The organism is Clostridium sp. C8-1-8, from assembly GCF_009928445.1.
Lineage (GTDB): Bacteria > Bacillota > Clostridia > Clostridiales > Clostridiaceae > Clostridium_AR.
Genome location: NZ_JAABNO010000001.1, coordinates 229,426 through 250,359, shown reverse-complemented (window position 1 = coordinate 250,359; position 20,934 = coordinate 229,426). Strand labels below are relative to the sequence as shown.

Annotated in this window: 20 protein-coding genes; 7 read left to right on the top strand and 13 right to left on the bottom strand. The window is 32.5% G+C overall.

The genetic code is table 11. From position 1 onward, the window contains the following. The first annotated feature begins 197 nt into the window (after positions 1-197). Complete coding sequence (locus GXK57_RS01045; RefSeq protein WP_202127657.1) at positions 198-356, top strand: hypothetical protein; 159 nt, start codon at positions 198-200, stop codon at positions 354-356. Positions 357-492: 136 nt separating this feature from the next. Here GXK57_RS01045 and GXK57_RS01040 read toward each other — a convergent pair whose 3' ends face one another. After that, positions 493-1,365 carry an SDR family oxidoreductase gene (locus GXK57_RS01040; RefSeq protein ID WP_160670134.1) on the bottom strand — a complete coding sequence of 291 codons (873 nt, stop codon included), beginning with the start codon at positions 1,363-1,365 and terminating at the stop codon, positions 493-495. A 183-nt stretch (positions 1,366-1,548) separates the two neighbouring features. Between GXK57_RS01040 and GXK57_RS01035 the strand changes: the two genes are divergently transcribed. Further along, complete coding sequence (locus GXK57_RS01035; protein ID WP_160670131.1) at positions 1,549-1,965, top strand: hypothetical protein; 417 nt, start codon at positions 1,549-1,551, stop codon at positions 1,963-1,965. A 198-nt stretch (positions 1,966-2,163) separates the two neighbouring features. Here the strand turns inward: GXK57_RS01035 and GXK57_RS01030 are convergent, their stop codons facing one another. Further along, entirely contained in the window at positions 2,164-2,799 is a 636-nt protein-coding gene (locus GXK57_RS01030) for an FMN-dependent NADH-azoreductase (protein ID WP_160670128.1), read from the bottom strand. Between the two features lie 196 nt (positions 2,800-2,995). Between GXK57_RS01030 and GXK57_RS01025 the strand changes: the two genes are divergently transcribed. Continuing rightward, complete coding sequence (locus GXK57_RS01025) at positions 2,996-3,307, top strand: helix-turn-helix domain-containing protein (protein ID WP_128211055.1); 312 nt, start codon at positions 2,996-2,998, stop codon at positions 3,305-3,307. Positions 3,308-3,356: 49 nt separating this feature from the next. On the opposite strand, the gene GXK57_RS01020 is transcribed toward GXK57_RS01025, so the two are convergent. From GXK57_RS01020 to GXK57_RS01005, 4 genes are all read right to left on the bottom strand, one after another. Then, a complete protein-coding gene (locus tag GXK57_RS01020) occupies positions 3,357-4,427 on the bottom strand; it encodes an AI-2E family transporter (RefSeq protein WP_160670125.1) in 1,071 nt (356 codons plus the stop codon). A gap of 569 nt (positions 4,428-4,996) precedes the next feature. After that, on the bottom strand, positions 4,997-6,706 hold the full coding sequence (hcp, locus tag GXK57_RS01015; protein WP_160670122.1) for a hydroxylamine reductase: 1,710 nt from the start codon (positions 6,704-6,706) through the stop codon (positions 4,997-4,999). A gap of 318 nt (positions 6,707-7,024) precedes the next feature. Next, positions 7,025-7,939, bottom strand: coding sequence for a pseudouridine-5'-phosphate glycosidase (locus GXK57_RS01010; protein WP_160670119.1), 915 nt, complete (start codon positions 7,937-7,939; stop codon positions 7,025-7,027). A 1-nt stretch (position 7,940) separates the two neighbouring features. After that, entirely contained in the window at positions 7,941-9,029 is a 1,089-nt protein-coding gene (locus tag GXK57_RS01005; protein ID WP_160670116.1) for a PfkB family carbohydrate kinase, read from the bottom strand. Positions 9,030-9,491: 462 nt separating this feature from the next. Here GXK57_RS01005 and GXK57_RS01000 point away from each other — a divergent pair, with 462 nt between their 5' ends. Further along, positions 9,492-10,208: an EcsC family protein gene (locus GXK57_RS01000; protein WP_160670113.1), complete on the top strand. Its 717-nt coding sequence runs from the start codon at positions 9,492-9,494 to the stop codon at positions 10,206-10,208. A 217-nt stretch (positions 10,209-10,425) separates the two neighbouring features. Here the strand turns inward: GXK57_RS01000 and GXK57_RS00995 are convergent, their stop codons facing one another. The 3 genes from GXK57_RS00995 to GXK57_RS00985 are packed head-to-tail and all read right to left on the bottom strand — an operon-like array spanning position 10,426 to position 13,305. Then, complete coding sequence (locus tag GXK57_RS00995; RefSeq protein WP_160670110.1) at positions 10,426-11,529, bottom strand: Gfo/Idh/MocA family oxidoreductase; 1,104 nt, start codon at positions 11,527-11,529, stop codon at positions 10,426-10,428. Further along, entirely contained in the window at positions 11,526-12,110 is a 585-nt protein-coding gene (locus GXK57_RS00990; protein ID WP_243156340.1) for an acyltransferase, read from the bottom strand. Before GXK57_RS00990 ends, GXK57_RS00995 begins: the two co-directional genes overlap by 4 nt. Positions 12,111-12,117: 7 nt before the next feature. Beyond that, positions 12,118-13,305: a DegT/DnrJ/EryC1/StrS family aminotransferase gene (locus GXK57_RS00985; protein WP_160670104.1), complete on the bottom strand. Its 1,188-nt coding sequence runs from the start codon at positions 13,303-13,305 to the stop codon at positions 12,118-12,120. Positions 13,306-13,572: 267 nt separating this feature from the next. On the opposite strand from GXK57_RS00985, the gene GXK57_RS00980 reads away from it, so the two are divergent. Beyond that, a complete protein-coding gene (locus tag GXK57_RS00980; RefSeq protein WP_160670101.1) occupies positions 13,573-13,869 on the top strand; it encodes a hypothetical protein in 297 nt (98 codons plus the stop codon). A 378-nt stretch (positions 13,870-14,247) separates the two neighbouring features. Beyond that, complete coding sequence (locus GXK57_RS00975; protein ID WP_160670098.1) at positions 14,248-15,069, top strand: DNRLRE domain-containing protein; 822 nt, start codon at positions 14,248-14,250, stop codon at positions 15,067-15,069. Between the two features lie 186 nt (positions 15,070-15,255). On the opposite strand, the gene GXK57_RS00970 is transcribed toward GXK57_RS00975, so the two are convergent. The 4 genes from GXK57_RS00970 to GXK57_RS00955 form a co-directional block, all read right to left on the bottom strand. Continuing rightward, positions 15,256-17,049: a glycosyltransferase family 2 protein gene (locus GXK57_RS00970; protein WP_160670095.1), complete on the bottom strand. Its 1,794-nt coding sequence runs from the start codon at positions 17,047-17,049 to the stop codon at positions 15,256-15,258. 20 nt (positions 17,050-17,069) lie between these two features. After that, complete coding sequence (locus tag GXK57_RS00965; RefSeq protein WP_160670092.1) at positions 17,070-18,386, bottom strand: nucleotide sugar dehydrogenase; 1,317 nt, start codon at positions 18,384-18,386, stop codon at positions 17,070-17,072. Positions 18,387-18,544: 158 nt separating this feature from the next. Beyond that, positions 18,545-19,543 carry a UDP-3-O-(3-hydroxymyristoyl)glucosamine N-acyltransferase gene (locus GXK57_RS00960; protein WP_160670089.1) on the bottom strand — a complete coding sequence of 333 codons (999 nt, stop codon included), beginning with the start codon at positions 19,541-19,543 and terminating at the stop codon, positions 18,545-18,547. Positions 19,544-19,554: 11 nt separating this feature from the next. Further along, complete coding sequence (locus tag GXK57_RS00955) at positions 19,555-20,304, bottom strand: hypothetical protein (protein ID WP_160670086.1); 750 nt, start codon at positions 20,302-20,304, stop codon at positions 19,555-19,557. A gap of 104 nt (positions 20,305-20,408) precedes the next feature. Here GXK57_RS00955 and GXK57_RS00950 point away from each other — a divergent pair, with 104 nt between their 5' ends. Next, positions 20,409-20,933, top strand: a complete 525-nt coding sequence (locus GXK57_RS00950) for a DapH/DapD/GlmU-related protein (RefSeq protein WP_202127651.1) — start codon at positions 20,409-20,411, stop codon at positions 20,931-20,933. Position 20,934 lies beyond the last annotated feature (1 nt).

The window sequence follows — 20,934 nt, the reverse complement described above, 5'->3', positions numbered from 1 at the left end:
GAGATTAATTCTATAGCTTATAAGATCCAAACTTCAACTATTAATTTTCACTTGTCCAAAAAAATCTCCAAAGCCCGCGAATTTGAAACAATTATATATTAACTTTACATATAGGAACTCTTTAGTACAACTCTCTTTTTATTCTAGTTTAAATCTTTAGGATTAATCAAATAATAACATTGAAAGGAGTGTTGATTATGCCAAATAAAAAAGGAATGCATGAAAAACAAATGGAATCTGCTAGAAAGTTCCTTGAACATAATGTTGGATTAACAGAGATAGTAAAACAAACAGGCTTATCTGAAGAAGATGTGTTAAAAGAGAAACATAAGATGGAGAGAAAATTTGATGATTAGCTAATAGCTTACTGATATTCATCTATCTATATTATATAGATGGATATCAGTAAGAATTGTGTCAAAATATTTATTAGCATAATAAATTGGTATATCCAAATTGTTTTTTGTAATAAATATCAGACCTAATTATTAATTATCCATTAACTATATTACCACCATTTACATGTATGGTCTGGCCAGTAATATAAGATGCATCATTTGATGCCAAAAATACATAGGCTTGAGCCAACTCAACTGGTTGCCCTGCTCTACCTAAAGGTGAGTCTGATCCAAACTTTTGAACATCTTGAGCATTGAAGCTAGCTGGTATTAATGGCGTCCAAATTGGTCCTGGTGCAACAGCATTAACCCTTATCCCTGTCTCTGCAAGGTTTTGAGATAAAGATCTTGTAAAGCTAACTAAAGCACCTTTAGTAGAAGAATAATCAAGTAAAGTTTCATTGCCTAGGTAAGCTGTTATAGATGTAGTATTTATTATGTTAGCTCCACATCTCATATGTGGCAAAACTGCCTTAGTTAGATAGAAAGCACCAAATACATTAGTTCTGAAAGTTTTCTCAAGCTGATCCGCACTTATATCCTTTAGACTATTTTGTACATGTTGCTCTGCTGCATTGTTAACTAAAATATCTATTTTACCCCATTGATCTATTACTTTCTTAACTACTTGCCCACAGAAGTCTTCATACCCTATATCTCCACTTATTAGCATACACTGTGCGCCATATTTATCTATTACTGTCTTTGTTTCTTCTGCATCATCCTCTTCATGAAGATAAACTATGGCTACTTTAGCTCCTTCTTTAGCAAAAGCTATAGACACTGCTCTTCCTATTCCACTATCTCCTCCAGTTATTATGGCAACCTTATCTTTCAACCTGTTGGAAGATTGATTGTAGCCTTCCATCTCAAAAATTGGTCTAGGATCCATCTCATTTTCAAAACCTGGCTGTCTATCTTGATGTTGTGGTGGAAAACTTGTAGGAAATTTATGATTTTTATCCATTTTTATCACCTCTAAAATCTAAAATCTATCTTATCTATTATTCCTTTTAAAAAAGTATTTTATCCTTTTCATAAAATGTTTAATGATTGCACCTCATATTTGTTAACCCTTTATTGCTGAATAATTCTAGTATAGAGACATATAAATATAGAAAAAATATATTTGTAGAAAGGAGTGATTGCAATGGAGTATAAAAGAATACTTGATAGCGGCGACTTAGAATCAAGAATTGAGAATACTTTAAATGAGTTCTATTGGGTTAATAAATTAGATATAAACGCAAAAAATGATCCTTTTTCTGCAATTGTATATGTGGATCCTAAATTAGTAACCTATGATGAGGTACTTGACTTTATAGAATTTATAGGAGACGAACAAGATACTGCTAAATGTACAATATGTGATACTAGAGCCATAGTATCCTTAAAAGAGGGCTTTGACAGCGGTAAGGAATTTGAGTATTTAATAGGATTAAATGAACTTAAGATAATTCTTGCAAGATCTTATGACTTACCTGACAGCAAGGTAATTGATGCTATAGTTAAGGTTCATGAGGATATCCATATTTTAATAAAGGATAGAAAACCACTTCCAGTATAATCAAAAGGAGCTAACAGTAACTTTACGTTTACTATTAGCTCCTTACCAATTTATATCTTTGAATAAATAAGAAACAAAAATCATATAAATAGATTTTCATATTTATTTTAAGCTTGCTCTTGTAATTAAGTATATATAGAAGATGCTATAATAGACCACCATTACAATTAATTAAATAACACTTTTACAGTAGCTTTATTAAAACTTCTTAGCTACTTCCTTTGCATTAGCTATTGCAGCAGCCTTAATCTCCTCAGCTTTATCTGGAGTGAAGTTAGCACCTTCAACTACTACAGACTGAACATCTGTTACTCCAAAGAATCTAAGTACAGCTTTTATATATCTATCTGCTAATTCAAGTTCTGCAGCAGGTCCAACACTATATATGCCGCCTCTTGCTTGAACATGTACAGCTTTCTTGCCACTTAACAAACCAACTGAACCTGTTTCAGTATATTTAAAAGTCTTACCAGCTACTGATACTGCATCTATATAAGCCTTTAGCATTGGAGGTATACCGAAGTTCCATAATGGAGATACAAATACATACTTGTCCGCTTCAACAAATTGGTCTACTAGTGCACCTAAAGTACCAACCTTTTGTTGTTGCGCTTCTGTTAAGTCTGTAAAAGCTGTGCCTTGAGCTAACTTGCCCCAAGCTTCAAAAACATCTCCATCTATTAAAGGAATGTTGTTCTTGTAAACATCTATATTTATTATTTCATCTTCTGGGTTATTATTCTTATACTCATTTATAAATTGTTCAGCTACAGATAAGCTATAAGAAGCTTCTATAGGCTTTGGATTTGCTGTGATATATAATACTTTTGACATAATTTAATCATCCTTTCATTTTCCATAAATTATATTTTAAAATTTCTAATAATATGCTTGAGTTCTTGTAATAAGTTTTATATAATTATGATACCTAATTAATAATTATTATCAACTTACTTTATGTAACTATATTAATATATACAGCTTACTTTTGTCAAGTATATATGTTAAAATAAATTTGGGAGATGATTATATGGATAAGTGTCACCAACTTTGCCCTAAGTTTGAAGCTGCTTTTTCTCTACTTGGTAAGAGATGGACTGGTTTAATAATTCGAACTTTACTAAGTGGTCCTAAAAGATTTTCAGATATATCCGAAACTATTCCAAACATGAGTGCTAGAATGCTTACAGAACGTTTTAAGGAATTAGAAAAAGAGGGGATTATACTGAGAAATGTTTACCCTGAAATACCAGTAAGAATTGAGTATGAGCTTACTGAAAAAGGGAGAGACCTTGGAACAGCCATGGATGAAATACAAAAATGGGCTGAGAAATGGAGTTAAAATCGGCAGGCATCTGCCGATTTTCCATTTTATAAAAAAGATGTAGCTTTTAATTTTCATTTTTATAATTTATTCTATTGTCAGAAGTTAATACATTAATATTTATTAAGACAACTTTCAGCAGTGAATATAATGGAACTATTATGAAAGCTCCTAAAGGTCCTATTAGACTAGCTGCGGCTATAACTAAGAATATGTCAGTAAGAGGATGTATATGCATAGCCTTAGACATTATAAGCGGAACTACTATTCTCCCTTTTATTCCTTGAGCTGCCATAAAAAGTATAGTAAGCTTTATTATCATTGGTATCCCATAACTTATGGCTATAATATATGGAATAACCATAGATATAAAGAACCCTACGAAAGGTACAAAGGCTAGTATAAATGTGGTAGATGCCAAAACAATTGCACTAGGGATACCTATTATCTTATAACCTATAAAAATCATAGTAGCCAAAGATATTGCAACACAAGCTTGCCCTGTGACATAAGAGGAAAGAACTTTATTCCCATCACTCATAATCTTTGATATCACATCTTTATATCTTTTAGGAATTATCTTCAGTACACTTTCTTTAAATTCTAATCCATCCTTTAGTAAATAAAATATTATGATAAGTATTAGAAGCAAAGCTGAAAACAAGTTCATAGTAAAGGAAAATACTTTTAAACTTCTTCTTCCAATAATGTATAGATAGCCTTCTAAATACTTTGTTATTCTATCATACATCCATTGAACATCCATATATCTACCAACATAACCATCAAACTGACTGGTAAAGTCATTATTTATTATTTCAGACAGATTAAATATCAGTGTCCTAAACTCTTTTATTAAATGCCTTCCTAAAAAGATAAAAAATCCAGCAAGCACTACCGAGGCTATAATCAAGGTTATCATTGCAGAAAATCCAGACTTAACCCCCTTTTTTAATAATATATCATTAAGGGGTTTTATAAGATAAAAGAAAAATACTCCTATTATTATTGGTACCATAACAACCTTTACTATCTTTCCAGTAAAGGTCAACAGCATAGGTACTTTACTATAAATATATAATATTAACAACAAAAGGTTTATTATTAATAGATTATAAATTACTTTCTTTTTATTCATAATTTTCTCCTAATCCTCTTGATTTTGTTCATGTTCCTGGGCCAATTTCCGTAATAGATTATACAAAATCATGTTAATTCTTTGAACAGGCTCATAGACCCCTAAGAGGACTGAGCACTCAATTTTGATAAGTTATTTTAATAGAGCCAATAATCTAAAGAATAATTACTAACTCTGTAATTAGCTTTTTCCATAACCTTAATTTGTATTCCTAGTAATATTTATAAATTAGGCTCTAATTCTTCTACCGGACCTTACTTTCCTGGACAATAAAAAAACTGCTAAATCCACCTAACTTGGCAACCCTTGGGACACCTCGCTTTCCGAAGTATATGAGGAAAACTTGGCAGTCTACATAACTTTTCTTTTTTCTATTAATCTAAAAGTTAATCTGAAGCATTAATATGGCTAATCTTAACTAAAGAAACCTTTTATACTGTAAAGTAAAAAAGAGAACTACATACTGTAGTCCTCTTTTTATAAAGGGTGTGAGATTGTTACTATAATGAAGATCTGGGGAGATCTTATTTTAATTTTAAAGGGATAGTTATATATAATTTAAGCTTATCTTATGCGTTTAAGAACATTGCCATATCATCTTCAACATTAGTTATTCCACCGATACCAAAGTTTTGTACTAAAACGTTAGCTACATTTGGTGAAAGGAATGCTGGTAGAGTTGGTCCTAAATGTATGTTCTTAACTCCTAAGTGAAGTAATGATAACAATACTATAACAGCTTTTTGTTCGTACCAAGCTATGTTGTATGATATTGGTAACTCATTGATATCAGCTAGACCGAATACTTCTTTAAGCTTTAATGCTATTAATGCTAATGAGTATGAGTCATTACATTGACCAGCATCTAGAACTCTTGGAATTCCTCCGATATCACCTAGGTTTAATTTGTTATACTTATATTTAGCACATCCAGCTGTAAGGATTACTGTATCCTTTGGAAGCTTTTCAGCAAATTCTGTGTAGTAGCTTCTGCTCTTAGCTCTTCCGTCACAACCAGCCATTACGAAGAATCTCTTTATAGCTCCACTCTTAACTGCATCAACAACCTTATCTGCTAAAGCAAATACTTGTTCATGAGCGAATCCACCGATGATTTCTCCTGTTTCTATTTCAGTTGGTGTTGGGCATTTCTTAGCTTGTTCAATTAATACTGAGAAATCCTTAATTCCATTTGCATCTGCATCTATGTGCTTAACTCCTGGGAAACCAGTTACACCTGTAGTGTATATTCTATCCTTGTATGAATCCTTTGGAGTAACTATACAGTTTGTAGTCATTAGTATTGGTCCGTTGAATTTTTCGAACTCTTCGTTTTGTTTCCACCAAGCATTTCCGTAGTTTCCTGCAAAGTGACTGTATTTCTTGAATGCTGGGTAGTAGTGAGCTGGAAGCATTTCACTGTGAGTATAAACGTCTACTCCAGTTCCTTCTGTTTGCTGAAGTAATTGTTCTAAATCTCTTAAGTCATGTCCACTTATTAATATAGCTGGGTTATTTCTAACTCCTATATTAACCTTTGTTATTTCAGGATTTCCGTAAGTCTTAGTGTTAGCAGTATCTAATAATGCCATACCTTGAACACCAACTTCACCTGCTTTTAATGCTAACGCTACATAATCATCAACTGTCTTTGTATCATCTAGCAATTCTGCTAATGCTTCAGCCATGAAAGCAACAACATCATCATTTTCAAAACCTAATGCTCTAGCTTGCTTTACGTAAGCTGACATACCTTTTAATCCATAAGTTGTTAATTCTCTTAATGATCTTATATCTTCATCTTTAGTTGAAAGAACACCTACAGTTTCAGCCTTTTCATTAAATTCATCTATATTAGTTGAGAACCAAGTTGTTGCTTCTGGAAGCTTGCTTTCTTCTTCTCTCTTTAATCCAACGAAAGAAAGTATTTTAGTTAGCCAGTTTTCATTAGTAACTCCAACGTTTCCGCCTGCTTTAGCTACTTCAGCCTTTAGTTCTTCTCTTAAAGCTAAACCTTCTCTTATTCTTGATATAAATACATCTCTATCAAAGTTTGCATTTGTTATTGTTGCAAATAAACTATCAACTATGAAGTTGTCAGCCTTTTTGCTTGTAACTCCAACTTTTCTTCCTTCATTGTTTACTACTGCAAGACCTTTAACAACATATATTAATAAATCTTGTGATTTTGCTACATCTTCAGTCTTTCCACAAACACCTTTTATTGTACAGCCTTTACATCCAGCTGCTTCTTGACATTGATAACAGAACATACTCATAACTTAACCTCCAGATTAATTTATTTATTTTAAATTATTAATACTAGCTTCCTGCCTACGCCCTAAACTAGTATTTATTATTTTAATCTCTTCTCTACATTTCAAATTATACTAACTTAATCCACATTAATCGGTAACCTAAGTTACGAATAAAACTTTTTTTAAAAATAAATAAAATTTTAGCCCGTTAAGCATGATAAGTTCATACTTAACGGGCCGACAACTATTATAGTATTTTAAATTTTTCCATAAGCTGTTTAAAACGTTGGCTAACTAGCCTCTTAATTTAACACAGCGCTTTAACAAAATATAATATTATTAAAGTTTAGCTAATTCTACTGCAAGCTTAGCAGCAACCTCTGCATTATTAAATACTAGTTTTATATTTGAATCTAGAGATGCCCCACCTGTGATTTCTTTAACCTTAGCAAGTAAGAATGGAGTGCTGTCTTTTCCCTTTATTCCTTTTTCCTTAGCTTCTTTTAATGCATTTTCTATAGCAGTAGTTATTGTGTCATAATCCATTTGATATTGTTCTGGTATAGGATTAGCAACTACAACTCCACCATTTAGCCCAAGATCCCACTTAGCTTTTATAGCTAGAGCAAGTTCCTTTTCATCATCAACTTTGTAATCAACTCCAAAGCCGCTCTTTCTTGTATAGAAAGCTGGAAGCTCTTCTGTCTTGAAGCCTACTACAGGAACTCCGAAAGTTTCTAGGTATTCTAGAGTTAATCCTATATCAAGTATTGATTTTGCACCAGCGCAAACAACTGCTACGTTTGTATGAGCAAATTCTTGTAAATCTGCTGATATATCAAAGGTCTCTTGTGCTTCTCTATGCACTCCACCTATTCCACCTGTAGCAAATACTTTTATTCCAGCTAAAGCTGCTATTATCATAGTTGATGCAACAGTTGTAGCTCCATCAGCCTTTTTAGCTATTATGAAAGGTATATCTCTTCTTGAAGTCTTTATTACATTTTTAGCTTGACCCAAATGATCTATTTCTGCTTCACTTAGTCCAACCTTTAGAACTCCGTCTAATATAGCTATTGTAGCAGGAACTGCCCCATTGTCTCTTATTATCTTTTCAACTGCAAGAGCTGTTACAACATTTTGTGGATAAGGCATACCATGTGATATTATTGTAGATTCTAGAGCTACTACTGGTCTACCTTCCTCTATTGCCTTCTTAATTTCTGGTTTAACGTCTAAATATTTTTCTAACATTCTAAAATGCCTCCTCAATTAATTTATATATATTATCCACAGTTATATTAGGGTTTATTGTATTCTCATGACTTAAGGCCATTATAGCTGCAGCGTTTCCAAATATAGCTTTTTCCTTTATGCTAAGATTATTTAGCTCACCATAAACTAAACCTGCTATAAATGCATCTCCAGCACCTGTGGCATTCACTACCTTTATTGCTTTACCTTCTATATGTCCATCTTCTTTGCCATCTGTATAATAAGTACCTTTTGAACCAAGACTTATAAATACATTCTTAACACCTGCATTTATAAAATACTTTCCAGCCTTTTTTAAGCTAGCTTCATCTTCAATCTTTATTCCACTTAGTATTTCAGCTTCCAGCTTATTAGGCTTTATGGTATGAAAAGCACCTATTATTTCCTTTACCTTTATAGCCTTTGCAGTAGACACAGTATCTAAAAACAGCTTGCTTTCTTTGTAATTATTAGCTATATGCCTTATAACATCTTCCCTGAGGTTTGTATCCACAACTGTAATTGCTGAATTCTCAAGCACATGCTTTTTACTTAGCACGTAATTAACATCAAGCTTTTCCATAACCTCCATATGAGATATAGCTACAGCCATATCACCAGTTTCATCTAAAATAGAAAGATAAGAAGATGTACTTTGCCCCTGAGCTACCATAACATCTTTAATATCAAGGCCTAAGCTTCTGCCTTCATCTAGTATCTTTTGACCATAGACATCTTCACCTACTACTGATAAAAACTTAGTAGCAATGCCAAGCCTAACCATGTTTTCAGCTATGTTTCTTCCAACCCCACCTAAGGAGTGTTTAACTGTTCCTATATTAGAGTCTTTAAAAATTAATTTGTTACTTGGAAAGCCTTGAATATCTATATTAGCTCCACCAACCACAGTAGCATACTGACTTTCCTTAACCACATAACCTTTTCCTACAATACTACCTTTTTTAATTAAATTAGTTATGTGCACTGCTACTGAAGATCTAGTTATTCCTAAGATATTTGCTAGTTCCTTTTGCGATATCATAGGATTTTTTCTTATAATCTGTAAAATTTCCTGCTCTCTGTTCGTCATAGCATCACCCTAACATATGCTTATTTTATTAACTTTTGCTTATATAAATCATATCACTTTCACTTCTAAGTGTAAAGGTTTTATATGCCCCATATTTGTAAATAAAATATAAACTTTTACTAAAGCAATAGAAGTTCTAAATAAACATTCAAACCTTGCTACGCCCCCCTTTACTTAGATAGATTCATTTTAATAAGTATTTATCTATAGGTAATATTATTGGATAATAAACATAAAACTACTCAAAATATATGTAATAATTAAATTGGTTATTTTCGAAATTTATTTGGTTTCTGATGGAGCAACTTCAAAATATAAATTTTCACATCTATATAGCACAATCAAGGTATTACTGAATATTAAATAATATACACCAGTATGCTTTAATACCATTAATGCTATATTGTTTTATTAAAAACTATTGCATACAAATCACTTTGAAAAGGAGAGACTTCTTTATATATGAGACACTATAAAGATCACGTTAGAGCGGAACTAAAGCAGTGGAAATCCAAAGTAAATAAAAAACCTTCTGTGATAGATAAACTTACAAAAGGCAGTCAAAAGAAGATAAATAGTATACTTCCAGATAAGTATCATACTATTATGACTGAAGCCATAAAAAATATATCAAAAGCTGTTATATCAGGTTCTGAATTCATAACTAAAAAAACATATTCCGATATGAGTTTTTTTGATAGAGAAGAATTAGTAAGAAAAAAGCTAGAAACCTATAAAACTACAGCCATGATAGAAGGAGCTGGAACCGGTGCTGGTGGATTCTTAGTAGGTCTTGCTGACTTTCCTTTATTGTTAACCATAAAGTTTAAGTTTCTTTTTGATGTGGCCTCAGTATACGGTTTTGACGTTAAGGACTATAAGGAAAGATTGTTTATCCTCCATGTATTCCAACTGGCCTTCTCCAGTCAGGAACATATAAATAAGACCTTCTCTGAAATTGAGAACTGGGATAGTTACTCAGAGACTCTGCCTGAAGATATAAATAAGTTTGACTGGCAGACCTTTCAGCAGGAATATAGGGATTATATTGACTTAGCTAAATTACTGCAGATGCTTCCAGCAGTAGGAGCCTTTGTAGGCGCCTATGTAAATTCTAAGCTTTTAGATAAGCTTGGTGAGACGGCTATGAACTGTTATAGGATGAGGTTGTTAAGGTAAAAAAATATGTGCCTACTTTTGTAAAAGTTATGTTTTCACCTCTCATCTAGCGGCTAAAACTATAACTTATTACCTTCAGTAGGCACACATTTATTAGTTTCTAATATAGTAGTCAAACTCTAGAAAATATATTGGGTTGTCTGTTAATTCTTTGCGTAAGCTCATTAAAATATAGGATCATTAACCATTAAAATTCAATCTAGCCTTCTAATGTCAACTAACCTTTTCCCACAACACCTTCCATATCCAAGGTAGAAAACTGTTCCAATGGAAACTTAACTTCCTTACCTGTTAGCCTTGACTTGTAGGCTGCTAAAACTATTGCCATAGCCTTTTTTCCTTCTTCACCATCTACATATGGGGTTTTGTTTTCTCTAATGGCGTCAATCATATCCTTAAATAGAAGCTTATGTCCAAAACCATAGACAGTATCAGGATCTTTTGAACTAAACTTAGATATAAATTCATTACCCTGACTACCATCTTCAAAACTCCAAGTATCTATTTTATTAACAGCAATTCCTCCTATTGATACAGTTCCTTTCTGTCCAAATATATCTAAGGTTTCCTTAAGGTTCTTTGGATATATGCAGGTTGTTCCTTCAACCATACCTACAGCACCATTTTTGAACCTAATTATTATGGCTCCAAAATCCTCTGCCTCTATTTTTCTTAAAAAGGTATCACACTGAGCATAAACTGTATCAATTTGTCCTCCAAGCATCCATTGAAGCAAGTCTATATCATGTATACACTGATTCATCAAAGTTCCGCCATCTAACTTCCAAGTACCTCTCCACTTTGCTTGATTATAGTAGTCCATCTCTCTATTCCAAAGTATACGTGCTGTTCCACTTATTAATTTACCGAACCTATCTTCTTCAACTGCTTTTCTTAATAGTTGAATAGCAGAGTTAAACCTGTTTTGATGGCATATAGCTAGCTTTACATTGTTTGCTTCAGCACAACATATCATATCATCAGCATCCTTAATGGATAAGGCCATTGGCTTCTCGCATATGACATTTATACCTTTGTTCATACAATAAACTGCTATCTCAGCATGATACCCACTTTCTGTTGCTATTGTTATAACATCTATCTGTTCTTTTTCTATCATTTCCTTGTAATCACTATATACCTTAGGAAACTGCTCAAGTGGACATTCTTCTTTGTACTGCTTAGCTTTGCTTACAGCTCTTTCTTTCACTAAGTCACAAACACATACTAATATAGCTTCATCCTTATTAGCAGCAATTGCATCAACATGCTTACAGGATATTCTTCCACAGCCTATTATTGCAAATCTGTATTTTTTCATTGCTCTACACACCTTACTATTCCATTGATCATCAAATATAATTTTCCACAGCTGCTGCAGGTTTCATGTTCTTTATCCACAAAATTTATCCGTTGTCCACATTTGCAAACATAGCCTATTAACTTTCCTGGGTTGCCTACAACAACGCCATAATCAGGAACATCTTTTGTAATAACTGCACCAGCACCCACTAAGGCGTATTTTCCAATATTGTTTCCGCATACAATTGTAGAATTAGCGCCTATACTTGCACCTTTACCTATTAAAGTACGCCTATACTCCTTTTTTCTTTCTATAAAGCTTCTAGGATTTATAACATTAGTAAAAACACAAGAAGGACCTAAGAAAACATCGTCTTCACAGATTACACCGGTATAAACTGATACATTATTTTGTATCTTAACTCTATTTCCTATAATAACCTCAGAGGATATATATACATTTTGACCTAAGTTACAATCACGTCCTATAATGCAGTCCTTCATCACATGGCAAAAGTGCCATATCTTTGTTCCTTCTCCTATGATGCAAGGCTCATCTATATATGAAGACGCATGAACAAAATAATTGTTGTTCTCCACTTTACTTTTACACCTCGAAATCATTTATAGTATCTATAATGTATTGTTTTTGTTCCATGGATAGTTCAGGGTATACAGGGATGGCTAATGTTCTTTTTGATACATATTCTGACTTAGGTAAATCCCCTTCTTTGTATCCAAGACCAGAGTAGACTTTTTGAAGATGTAATGGTATAGGGTAATATACACCTGTAGCTATACCTTTTTCTTTTAGATAATAGCTAAGCTTATCTCTATAGTCACTCTTAATTACATACATATGATAAACATGCTTGGATTCAATGTTATCCATTGGCTTTTCTATAAGCTTATTAACTATATTGCTATTGTAAAAAGTAGCATTTTTTCTTCTATCATCGTTCCATTCATCTAGTTTTTTAAGCTTTACTTTGAGAATAGCAGCTTGAATAGTATCTAGCCTAGAGTTGCACCCAACAATATAGTTGTAATACTTTGTAGGATTATATACGGTATTTTCAATATTATTAGCTTCTAACTCTTCATGAATATCATTCATCAAATTGTACGCCCTTCTACCATAAACTCCGCTGCCATGAGTTCTAATAGCTCTAGCGATATCTGCTATATCATCATTATTAGTTACTATCATGCCTCCATCTCCAGCACAACTCAAGTTCTTTGTAGGAAAAAAAGAAAAGCAAGCTACATCACCTAAAGTTCCTACCTTTTTACCGTGGTACTCTGCGCCAATAGCTTGGCATGCGTCTTCTATAACATATAAACCCTGCTCCTTAGCAATAACTAGTATGTCCTTCATATTTGCAGGCAGCCCGAACAAATGCACAGGAAGTATCGCTTTTGTTTTATCAGTTATCTTATTAATAAGCTTTGAGCAATCTATATTAAAAGTCGCCGTATCTATATCCACAAACACTGGCTTTGCTCCAATGGCCGAGATACTTTCTGCTGTTGAAAAAAAGGTGAATGTAGTGGTTATTACCTCATCACCTTCCTTTATGCCTAAAGCCTTCATTGCTATTATAAGTGCATCAGTTCCATTCGCTACGGAAATTGCATTCTTTACCTTTAAATAACTGGCAAACTCCTTTTCGAACTGCTTTACAGCCTTTCCCATGATATAATCTGACGAAGACAAAACCTCTAACACTGCTCTATTTATATCTTTTTCTAAACTTATATATTGAGCCTTCAAATCAATAAGAGGGATATTCACAATGTTCACCTTCATTACTTATTATTGATAAAATCACAACGTATAAACTAATTACCTTTAATTATTCTTTGCAAACTAAGATACACTTCACTATATGCAAAATACTGTATTTTAGATACTTCTCTATACCATAGAACTAAGTATCTAGAATCAATGGACAAATAGTTCACACTATTCTTTTAAATTCATATATTAATATAAGGATACCGTTTTAGACCATAGGATAATATCGTAATAAACTAATTAAGATAAAAGGAGCTGATTATTTTGGCAGCAGATGCAACCTTGCATTTTGATACCCCTGAAACTGGTTCACTCTATACCGTACAAGCAACAGGAACTCTCGTTCCTCGTTTTGTAGGATATATTACAATAAATGTTGCAGCTAGCAGCACTAGTCTTACCTATCCTAGAAGCTTAACAAACTTTAAGAAGACTTTTGCAATAAGCAATCCTACTAGTACCACAGCAACTTATAACGTTACAACTACTTTAACCATAGTTCCTAAGAGGGAAGTTAGAGATACAATCGACGTTACTTGGGGATTATCACAAACACCTTAATACTACTTTAATTTATTATAAAAACTACTTTTGTAAGGAATAACTAGAACTTAAAATATACTTCTGTAAGGATATATTTATAGTATAGTTACTCTACTCCAATATAAATTCTGAAAAATAAGAATTATAATAAAAAATATCAATATAAATATGGAGTGAGATATACAATATCTGACTCCATATTTTAATATTTAAATTGTCAAACCTCAAAAAGACAACTCAGATTATTTGTTATTAACTTTTATATTAGAATAAAATTAAATTAAATTATAGATTTTTTATGAAATAGTAATACCAAAGGAGCTGTTAGCTATATATTAGTATTAGAACCTTAAGGTATTAGTGTTTTTTATAGAACTGAGAAGAGAGGTGAATCTCTTGGCTAGTATCATAATTCCTGCTGATAAAAGTATCACTCTTTCAGATAAACTCCCAGACGGAAATATAAAAGAAGACATTTTATTAGTAGGTAGTGATGGCATAAATAAATATATTAGTTATCTTTTTTTTGATATATCTAATATACCAAGCAACGTGGCTGTTAATTATGCAGAGCTTGTGATGTTTAAAGCTAATAACTTTTACAATGACTCAAGTAAGGTTTTTGGTGTTTATCCCTGCAGCTACTTCAGCAGCTATTCAACTTATAATAATCAGCCACAAATCGATGCATGTAACCCAGCATACTTCTATCCCATAACTTCACAGGTGCACGTTAAAGCAGTCATAACCTATATCATTTCAGCTTGGGTTAATAATGCTAAAAGAAGTACTTGCCTTATGTTGTTTGGTAAAAATAACGATATTTTCTCAACTTTTGGCTCCGCTACAAGTAAAGACAGCTATTTGATACCCTTTTTAAAAATTAACTTCACCCCTATTCCTCAGAAGCCAATTTTTATTAAGTATACTACACCTACCAATCCAAATACGCCTGTTGAAACTGGAATACCTTCAGTGGAACAGGTCCAAGTTACAGGAACAGTAGCAGTTAACGCAAAATATAATGCTCTAATAAATGTTGCCGTAAAAAGGCAGGCTACAGGAAATACAGACAACTATTACGTAGTTGATGAGTATGATAATACAGGGAAAAACATTCCACTTAATATAGATAAAACCTATAGTATAACTATAAATCCTAAGCCTAATCCTGGAGATAAGGAAACTGTAACCTTTAGTGGTTCCTATTCTGAATGACCTTAATTTTAAAGAACTTCTAAAGATATAACACTTTGGTTTTGTGCTTTATTAAACTTGATTATATATTTTTTTCCGCTTGGTCCCTCAATCTCAATAGAGCCCTCAGCCATATAGCTTATTACAATAAACAATGAGGCCACGCAGGTGATATTAACTAAATAAAAACACTTGCATGGCCTTTGATTATGGAGTAACAGCTTTTAACATTTCTAATGCCTCACTATCATATATCTCGAATTCTCTAATTGATCTTAAAATTTCCTTCTTAGCTAATTCAAAATACCCATTTCTATAATATAGCTTTCCTAGAGCAAGAAGCATTAGACGACTATTTGTTAAATTTCCTAGATTAACAGCTATAGACAACTCATCATACCTTTTATTTATAAGCATTATCTCGCAAATCTCTATTATTATATCTATATATATTCTTTCGCTTACATCTTTGCTTAATATTGTTGTGGTTTCTTTTATGAATAATTTTATCAACTGTTCATAAACTGTTATTCTTTCTTTATACCTATGGTTTATGCTTTCTTCTTTTTTTATTTCTTCAAGAAGCTTATTAGCATCGTTATACCTCTTTAACAATATATAGCTTAAAAACTTACTGAAGAAAAATTCTATATAAGCCTGATGTTTCTTGTCCACTTCCGTTAATACTACACAGCCTTGAAAATCACCTATTCTTATAAGGCATCTTGATTTAAGAATGTTTATCTCTTCTCTAAGTGAACTATCATTACATCTATTTAGATACTCCAAGGCGGTGTTATAATATCCTTCTTTAAAGAATATATCCCCAATAAAAACATAATCTTTAGATGACTCAGTGAAGAAATCTTCAACTACACTCTTAATCTCACTAATACTCTTATTTTCAAGTCTTAAAATATGCATAATATTATAAATAGGGTCTATAAAGCTAGTATCTGCTTTTAGAGCCTCAATATAATAGTTATAAGCAGTTTCAAAATCCCTTAGTCCATAATAAGCATTTCCTAATTCATAAAAGGCCTTAACACCTCCAGTTCCATCAAAAAATTTAAGGTTAGCTGGTGGTTCTCCTAATTGAATACATTTCTCTAAGGCCTTTATCTGCAAAGTTGGTTTTGCCAATACCTTGTAATTTTCAGATTTTAAGAAATATAAATCAGTGCACTCAGGGTAATATTTAATTCCTTCATCTATCAGTCTTAGCGATTCATCATATTCACCTATATCGAAGTTAACATATACCATCCTTATAATCAGTGCATAACCAAATCCTACATCAGGATTAAAATTATCATAGCATCGATAGTAAAGTTCTAGCGCCTTCTTTAAATCTCCTAAGGCAGCATATTCATTTCCTAAATTAAACAAAACAAATTTATCATTAGGATGCTTTTTTAGTTGATCGTTTAATATAGTCAAATTTCTGTTTCTTTTATCTGTTGCTACAATTCTCTTATTTAGATATCCATAATGATGTACTTTTACATCCTCACAAATAACATGATAATTGTTTTCTCCGTAGGCTAATTGATTGTGGATAGCACCTTCATAATGCAATCCAATCTTGTTTTTAAATAACCTTGGATTAAGATTTATAATTTTATTATTCTCATCAATATAATTGCCGCAATAACTTACGCCTTGAAAGTTATATATAGCATTTTCATCAAGTTTGTTGCTCAATAATATCTTTAGAAGCTCTTGATCTTCTTTATATAGTTCTTCATCCGCATCCATTATTAGAATCCAATCCTTTGAAGCATGCTTTAAAGACTCATTTCTGGCTTCACTAAAGTTATTATTCCATTTAAAAAGGTACACCTTAGCATCAAAGGATTTTGCAATATCTACTGTTCTATCTGTAGAACCAGTATCTACTATTATAATCTCATCTACAATCTCCTTGATACTAGCTAAACATCTTGGCAGGTACTCCTCCTCGTTCTTAACTATCATACATAAGCTTACCTGATTTCTCATATTAAGTCTCCTACACAAATCTATAAAAGATATATATTTTCTCTATTCTTGATATCCTTAGTAGCATTTTTTGTATCAAATATAAGCTTAGAATTCTTTTGAATAAGTTCATAATCGTACATCTTATGATCAGTTGTAATTACTACTAAGTCTGAGTTGCTCAAAGCTTCTTCAGTTAGCTCAATGCCCCTATATTCAAATCCTTTATAATTAAATTTCTCTATATATGGATCATAGAAATCAACCTTGGCTCCATGATTCTTAAAGTTGTCTATGATCTTAAGTGCTGGACTCTCTCTATAATCTGCTATATCAGCTTTATAGGCAACTCCAAGTATTAATATTTTTGAATCTCTTAAAGGTTTATTAAATTCATTTAAAATAACTGAAGCCCTTTCAACTATATATCTAGGCATATAATTATTTATCTCTCCAGCAGTCTCTATAAGTCTAGTATGGTAGTCGTATTCTCTTGCTTTCCAGGTTAAATAGTAAGGATCAAGAGGTATACAATGGCCTCCAAGACCTGGTCCTGGATAAAAAGCTTGAAAGCCATATGGTTTGCTTTTAGCAGCATCAATTACCTCCCATATATCTATATTCATCTTGTTACAAATAATGGCCATCTCATTTATCAAGCCAATATTTATGTTCCTATAGGTATTCTCAAGTATCTTTTCCATTTCTGCTACCCTTGGGCTTGATACTGTTATAATCTTGCTATCTAACACACTTTCATAAAAACTTCGTGCAATTTCCGTACTATACTTACCAACACCACCAACTATTTTAGGAGTATTTTTTGTATTATATATAGAGTTACCTGGGTCTACTCTTTCAGGAGAAAAGGCTAAATAAAAATCCTCTTCACAGATTAGAGCTGACATACTCTCTAATATTGGTAATACAAGCTCTTCAGTGGTTCCAGGATAGGTTGTACTCTCCAACACTACAAGCATATCCTTGTGAAGAAATTGAGCTACGGCTTCTGTAGATTTTTTTACATAGCTGATATCTGGCTGTTGATACTTGTCTAGTGGAGTTGGTACACATATTAAAACCACATCCACCTTAGCTACAAAGCTAAAGTCAGTTACTGCTTCAAGTCTTTTAGTACACACCAATGAACTAAGTTCCGAGTCCACTATATCACCTATATAATTAATGCCCTTATTGATCATATCTACCTTTTTATCTTGGATGTCAAACCCTATAACCTTGAAGCCGCACTTTGCACTTTCAACCGCTAAGGGAAGTCCTACATATCCCAAGCCCACTACTCCAACCACTGCACTTTTGTTAATAATCTTTTCTTTAAGCTCAGTTTCTTTAAACACTTTTGTTGACTCCTTTTATTTATCTATTAACAACAATAAGCCTAAGTTTCAATATATAATATGTTTACTAAAAAAATATGTTCTTGCAAGGCGTGCTCGGTTCAACTAGTAAGAGTTTTATCTTTTCCTGAAAAATAAAAATAGCAAGAGCTATTCTTTTATATACCGCTCTTGCCTTTACTCTCATCTAATAAACTTTTTATTACCTTATTTAACTTTCTAAGCTTTTCTGTGGTATCCGCAGGGTTGCCTGCAACGATAGTGTTTTCCTCCACATTCTTTATTACTACACTTCCAATTCCAACAGTGACACTTCTCCCAAGCTTTATTCCATTAATAATAGATGTACTTGGACCTATCCAGCTATTCTCACCTATAACTACACTACCGCTAATCTCCGCATTGGCTATTATATAACTTCCTTTGCCTATCCTACAATTATGAGCAATAAATACGCAGTCATCAATCTTTACATAATCTTCTATAACTGTAGGTTCAATAGTCCCCTGAGCTATTGATACTAAGGCACCTACTTCTACGTTATTTCCTATAACAACCCCACCTAAATGAGGAATTCTATAAGGTATTCCTTGTTCATCTCGCTCCATACCAAACCCCTCATCACCTATGACACAATTCTCCTTTAGGATGCAATTATCTCCGATAATAGTGTTCTCTCTTATCTTTGCACCACTCTTTATAACACAGCCATCACCTATAACACAGTTGTCAGCTATAAAAACAAAAGGCTCTATCTTAGTATCCTTTCCTATGACAACACCTTTACCTAAAACATATCCTAATTCGTTTATCTTATAGCCAGTATGCTGTACCTCTTCTCTTTCCAATATATAATTTAATATTCTTGCATATTCTCGTCTTGGATTGTCTACTGGGATAACTACATTTTCTTTACTAATCAATAAAAAAGCTTTATCTAGGGCTTCAAAGCAATCTTCAGGAAGTAATATGACACTTTCTTTTACTCCAATTATATGATTAAGTAATTGTCTATCTAACTTATTTATAAATATTAAGCTATTATCTTTTGGTGAGCTGGCAGTTGCAACTTGGAATACATCAACCCTTTTGTTAACTTTTCCACTGTACTTACTAATATTATTAAGCTCATAACTATTAAAGCAAAACTTTCTCATATTACCTCCAACTAACTAAAACGCTCGCAAATTCTATCAATTAATCTTCTAGCACCAATTTCTTCATTATACTTCTTGTTTATCCTCATCTCACAATCTAAATCATTGATTTTGTTCTCAAATATATCACTAAAGCTATCAATATAAGTAGTTTCTAATGTATTAAAATGTATTGGATGTAATAGCACTTGTATTAAGCTGTTCTTTCCCTTTTCAACAAATTTAAATATATCCTTGCCCCTAAAGTCCTTACATGAGTCTGATATATAAAACTCGTCTTTAAATAAGTCTATATCATATGCATTTTTATATCCTATAAACTTAGGATATTTATTGAGAACTGACGGACAGTGAAGGCTTATGGAATGTACTCTATGGCCAATTATGTCTTCAATAATGGCGCACTCACTTTTAACTTTGCTTAACAGCTTATCTCCATCTAAATTGCTATATATAAGTGGATCAAAGTGTAAGCCTATCTCAAAGCCTTTGTTGTGCATGGCTCTTAGCATAACTCCATTCTTTAGAGAACTAACGTTGTATACTTCAGAAGTTGTAAGCACAAAATATGAACTTGTAACATTTTTATCTTCTTCAATCTTAGAGAGCTCATAAGCTTTTTTTATATCAAAATCAATGTCATGTCTCAGTATTATTCCAGAAGATGCGTTTTCAGGTAATGCTCTAAAGCTGTATATATGGTTTACTGCTTTCATCTTATCTAATAACTTCTCATAGCTTTCATAAGTAAATATGCTCATATCAATCTCCAGTAATAAAGTGTTGTACCTTATTTAGTACCCTCATCATACATATATATGAATAAAGTAATTATTTGTTATCTTATTCTTCTTGGAGGTTTAAAATGTTTATAAAGCTATGGTCAAGTGAAGGTAAAGGAATTCCTGATAAAAATAAATTAAAGAAATGCGGTTCAAATGTAATCATAGAAGATGGTGTGAGAATATTCTTCCCTGAAAATATTGTAATAGGAGACAACGTATATATAGGGCATGACACCATATTAAAGGGCTACTTTAACTCAGTATTAACTATAGGTTCAAATACTTGGATAGGCCAGCAATGTTTTATTCACGGTGCCGGTGGTGTTACTATTGGAAGTAATGTAGGAATTGGTCCTATGGTAAAAATTCATGGTGCTAAACATAAAGATATAGGATTAGATATTCCAATGCTATTTTCGGGTTTAGATTATGCTCCTATTAATATAGAAGATGATTGCAATATAGGTATAGGGGCAGCTATACTACCTGGTGTTACTATCGGAAAAGGTAGTAAGATAGGAGCAAATGCTGTTGTCAACCGAAATATCCCTAAATTCTCAGTGGCAGTAGGGGTTCCTGCTAAAGTTATTAAATCTAGATCCTAAT

What these genes read in the sequence shown, in the direction of transcription:
- GXK57_RS01045 (WP_202127657.1), top strand. Translation starts at nt 198, where the DNA reads ATGCCAAATAAAAAAGGAATGCATGAAAAACAAATGGAATCTGCTAGA.
- GXK57_RS01040 (WP_160670134.1), bottom strand. Translation starts at nt 1,365, where the DNA reads ATGGATAAAAATCATAAATTTCCTACAAGTTTTCCACCACAACATCAA.
- GXK57_RS01035 (WP_160670131.1), top strand. Translation starts at nt 1,549, where the DNA reads ATGGAGTATAAAAGAATACTTGATAGCGGCGACTTAGAATCAAGAATT.
- GXK57_RS01030 (WP_160670128.1), bottom strand. Translation starts at nt 2,799, where the DNA reads ATGTCAAAAGTATTATATATCACAGCAAATCCAAAGCCTATAGAAGCT.
- GXK57_RS01025 (WP_128211055.1), top strand. Translation starts at nt 2,996, where the DNA reads ATGGATAAGTGTCACCAACTTTGCCCTAAGTTTGAAGCTGCTTTTTCT.
- GXK57_RS01020 (WP_160670125.1), bottom strand. Translation starts at nt 4,427, where the DNA reads ATGAATAAAAAGAAAGTAATTTATAATCTATTAATAATAAACCTTTTG.
- hcp (WP_160670122.1), bottom strand. Translation starts at nt 6,706, where the DNA reads ATGAGTATGTTCTGTTATCAATGTCAAGAAGCAGCTGGATGTAAAGGC.
- GXK57_RS01010 (WP_160670119.1), bottom strand. Translation starts at nt 7,939, where the DNA reads ATGTTAGAAAAATATTTAGACGTTAAACCAGAAATTAAGAAGGCAATA.
- GXK57_RS01005 (WP_160670116.1), bottom strand. Translation starts at nt 9,029, where the DNA reads ATGACGAACAGAGAGCAGGAAATTTTACAGATTATAAGAAAAAATCCT.
- GXK57_RS01000 (WP_160670113.1), top strand. Translation starts at nt 9,492, where the DNA reads ATGAGACACTATAAAGATCACGTTAGAGCGGAACTAAAGCAGTGGAAA.
- GXK57_RS00995 (WP_160670110.1), bottom strand. Translation starts at nt 11,529, where the DNA reads ATGAAAAAATACAGATTTGCAATAATAGGCTGTGGAAGAATATCCTGT.
- GXK57_RS00970 (WP_160670095.1), bottom strand. Translation starts at nt 17,049, where the DNA reads ATGAGAAATCAGGTAAGCTTATGTATGATAGTTAAGAACGAGGAGGAG.
- GXK57_RS00960 (WP_160670089.1), bottom strand. Translation starts at nt 19,543, where the DNA reads ATGAGAAAGTTTTGCTTTAATAGTTATGAGCTTAATAATATTAGTAAG.
- GXK57_RS00955 (WP_160670086.1), bottom strand. Translation starts at nt 20,304, where the DNA reads ATGAGCATATTTACTTATGAAAGCTATGAGAAGTTATTAGATAAGATG.
- GXK57_RS00950 (WP_202127651.1), top strand. Translation starts at nt 20,409, where the DNA reads ATGTTTATAAAGCTATGGTCAAGTGAAGGTAAAGGAATTCCTGATAAA.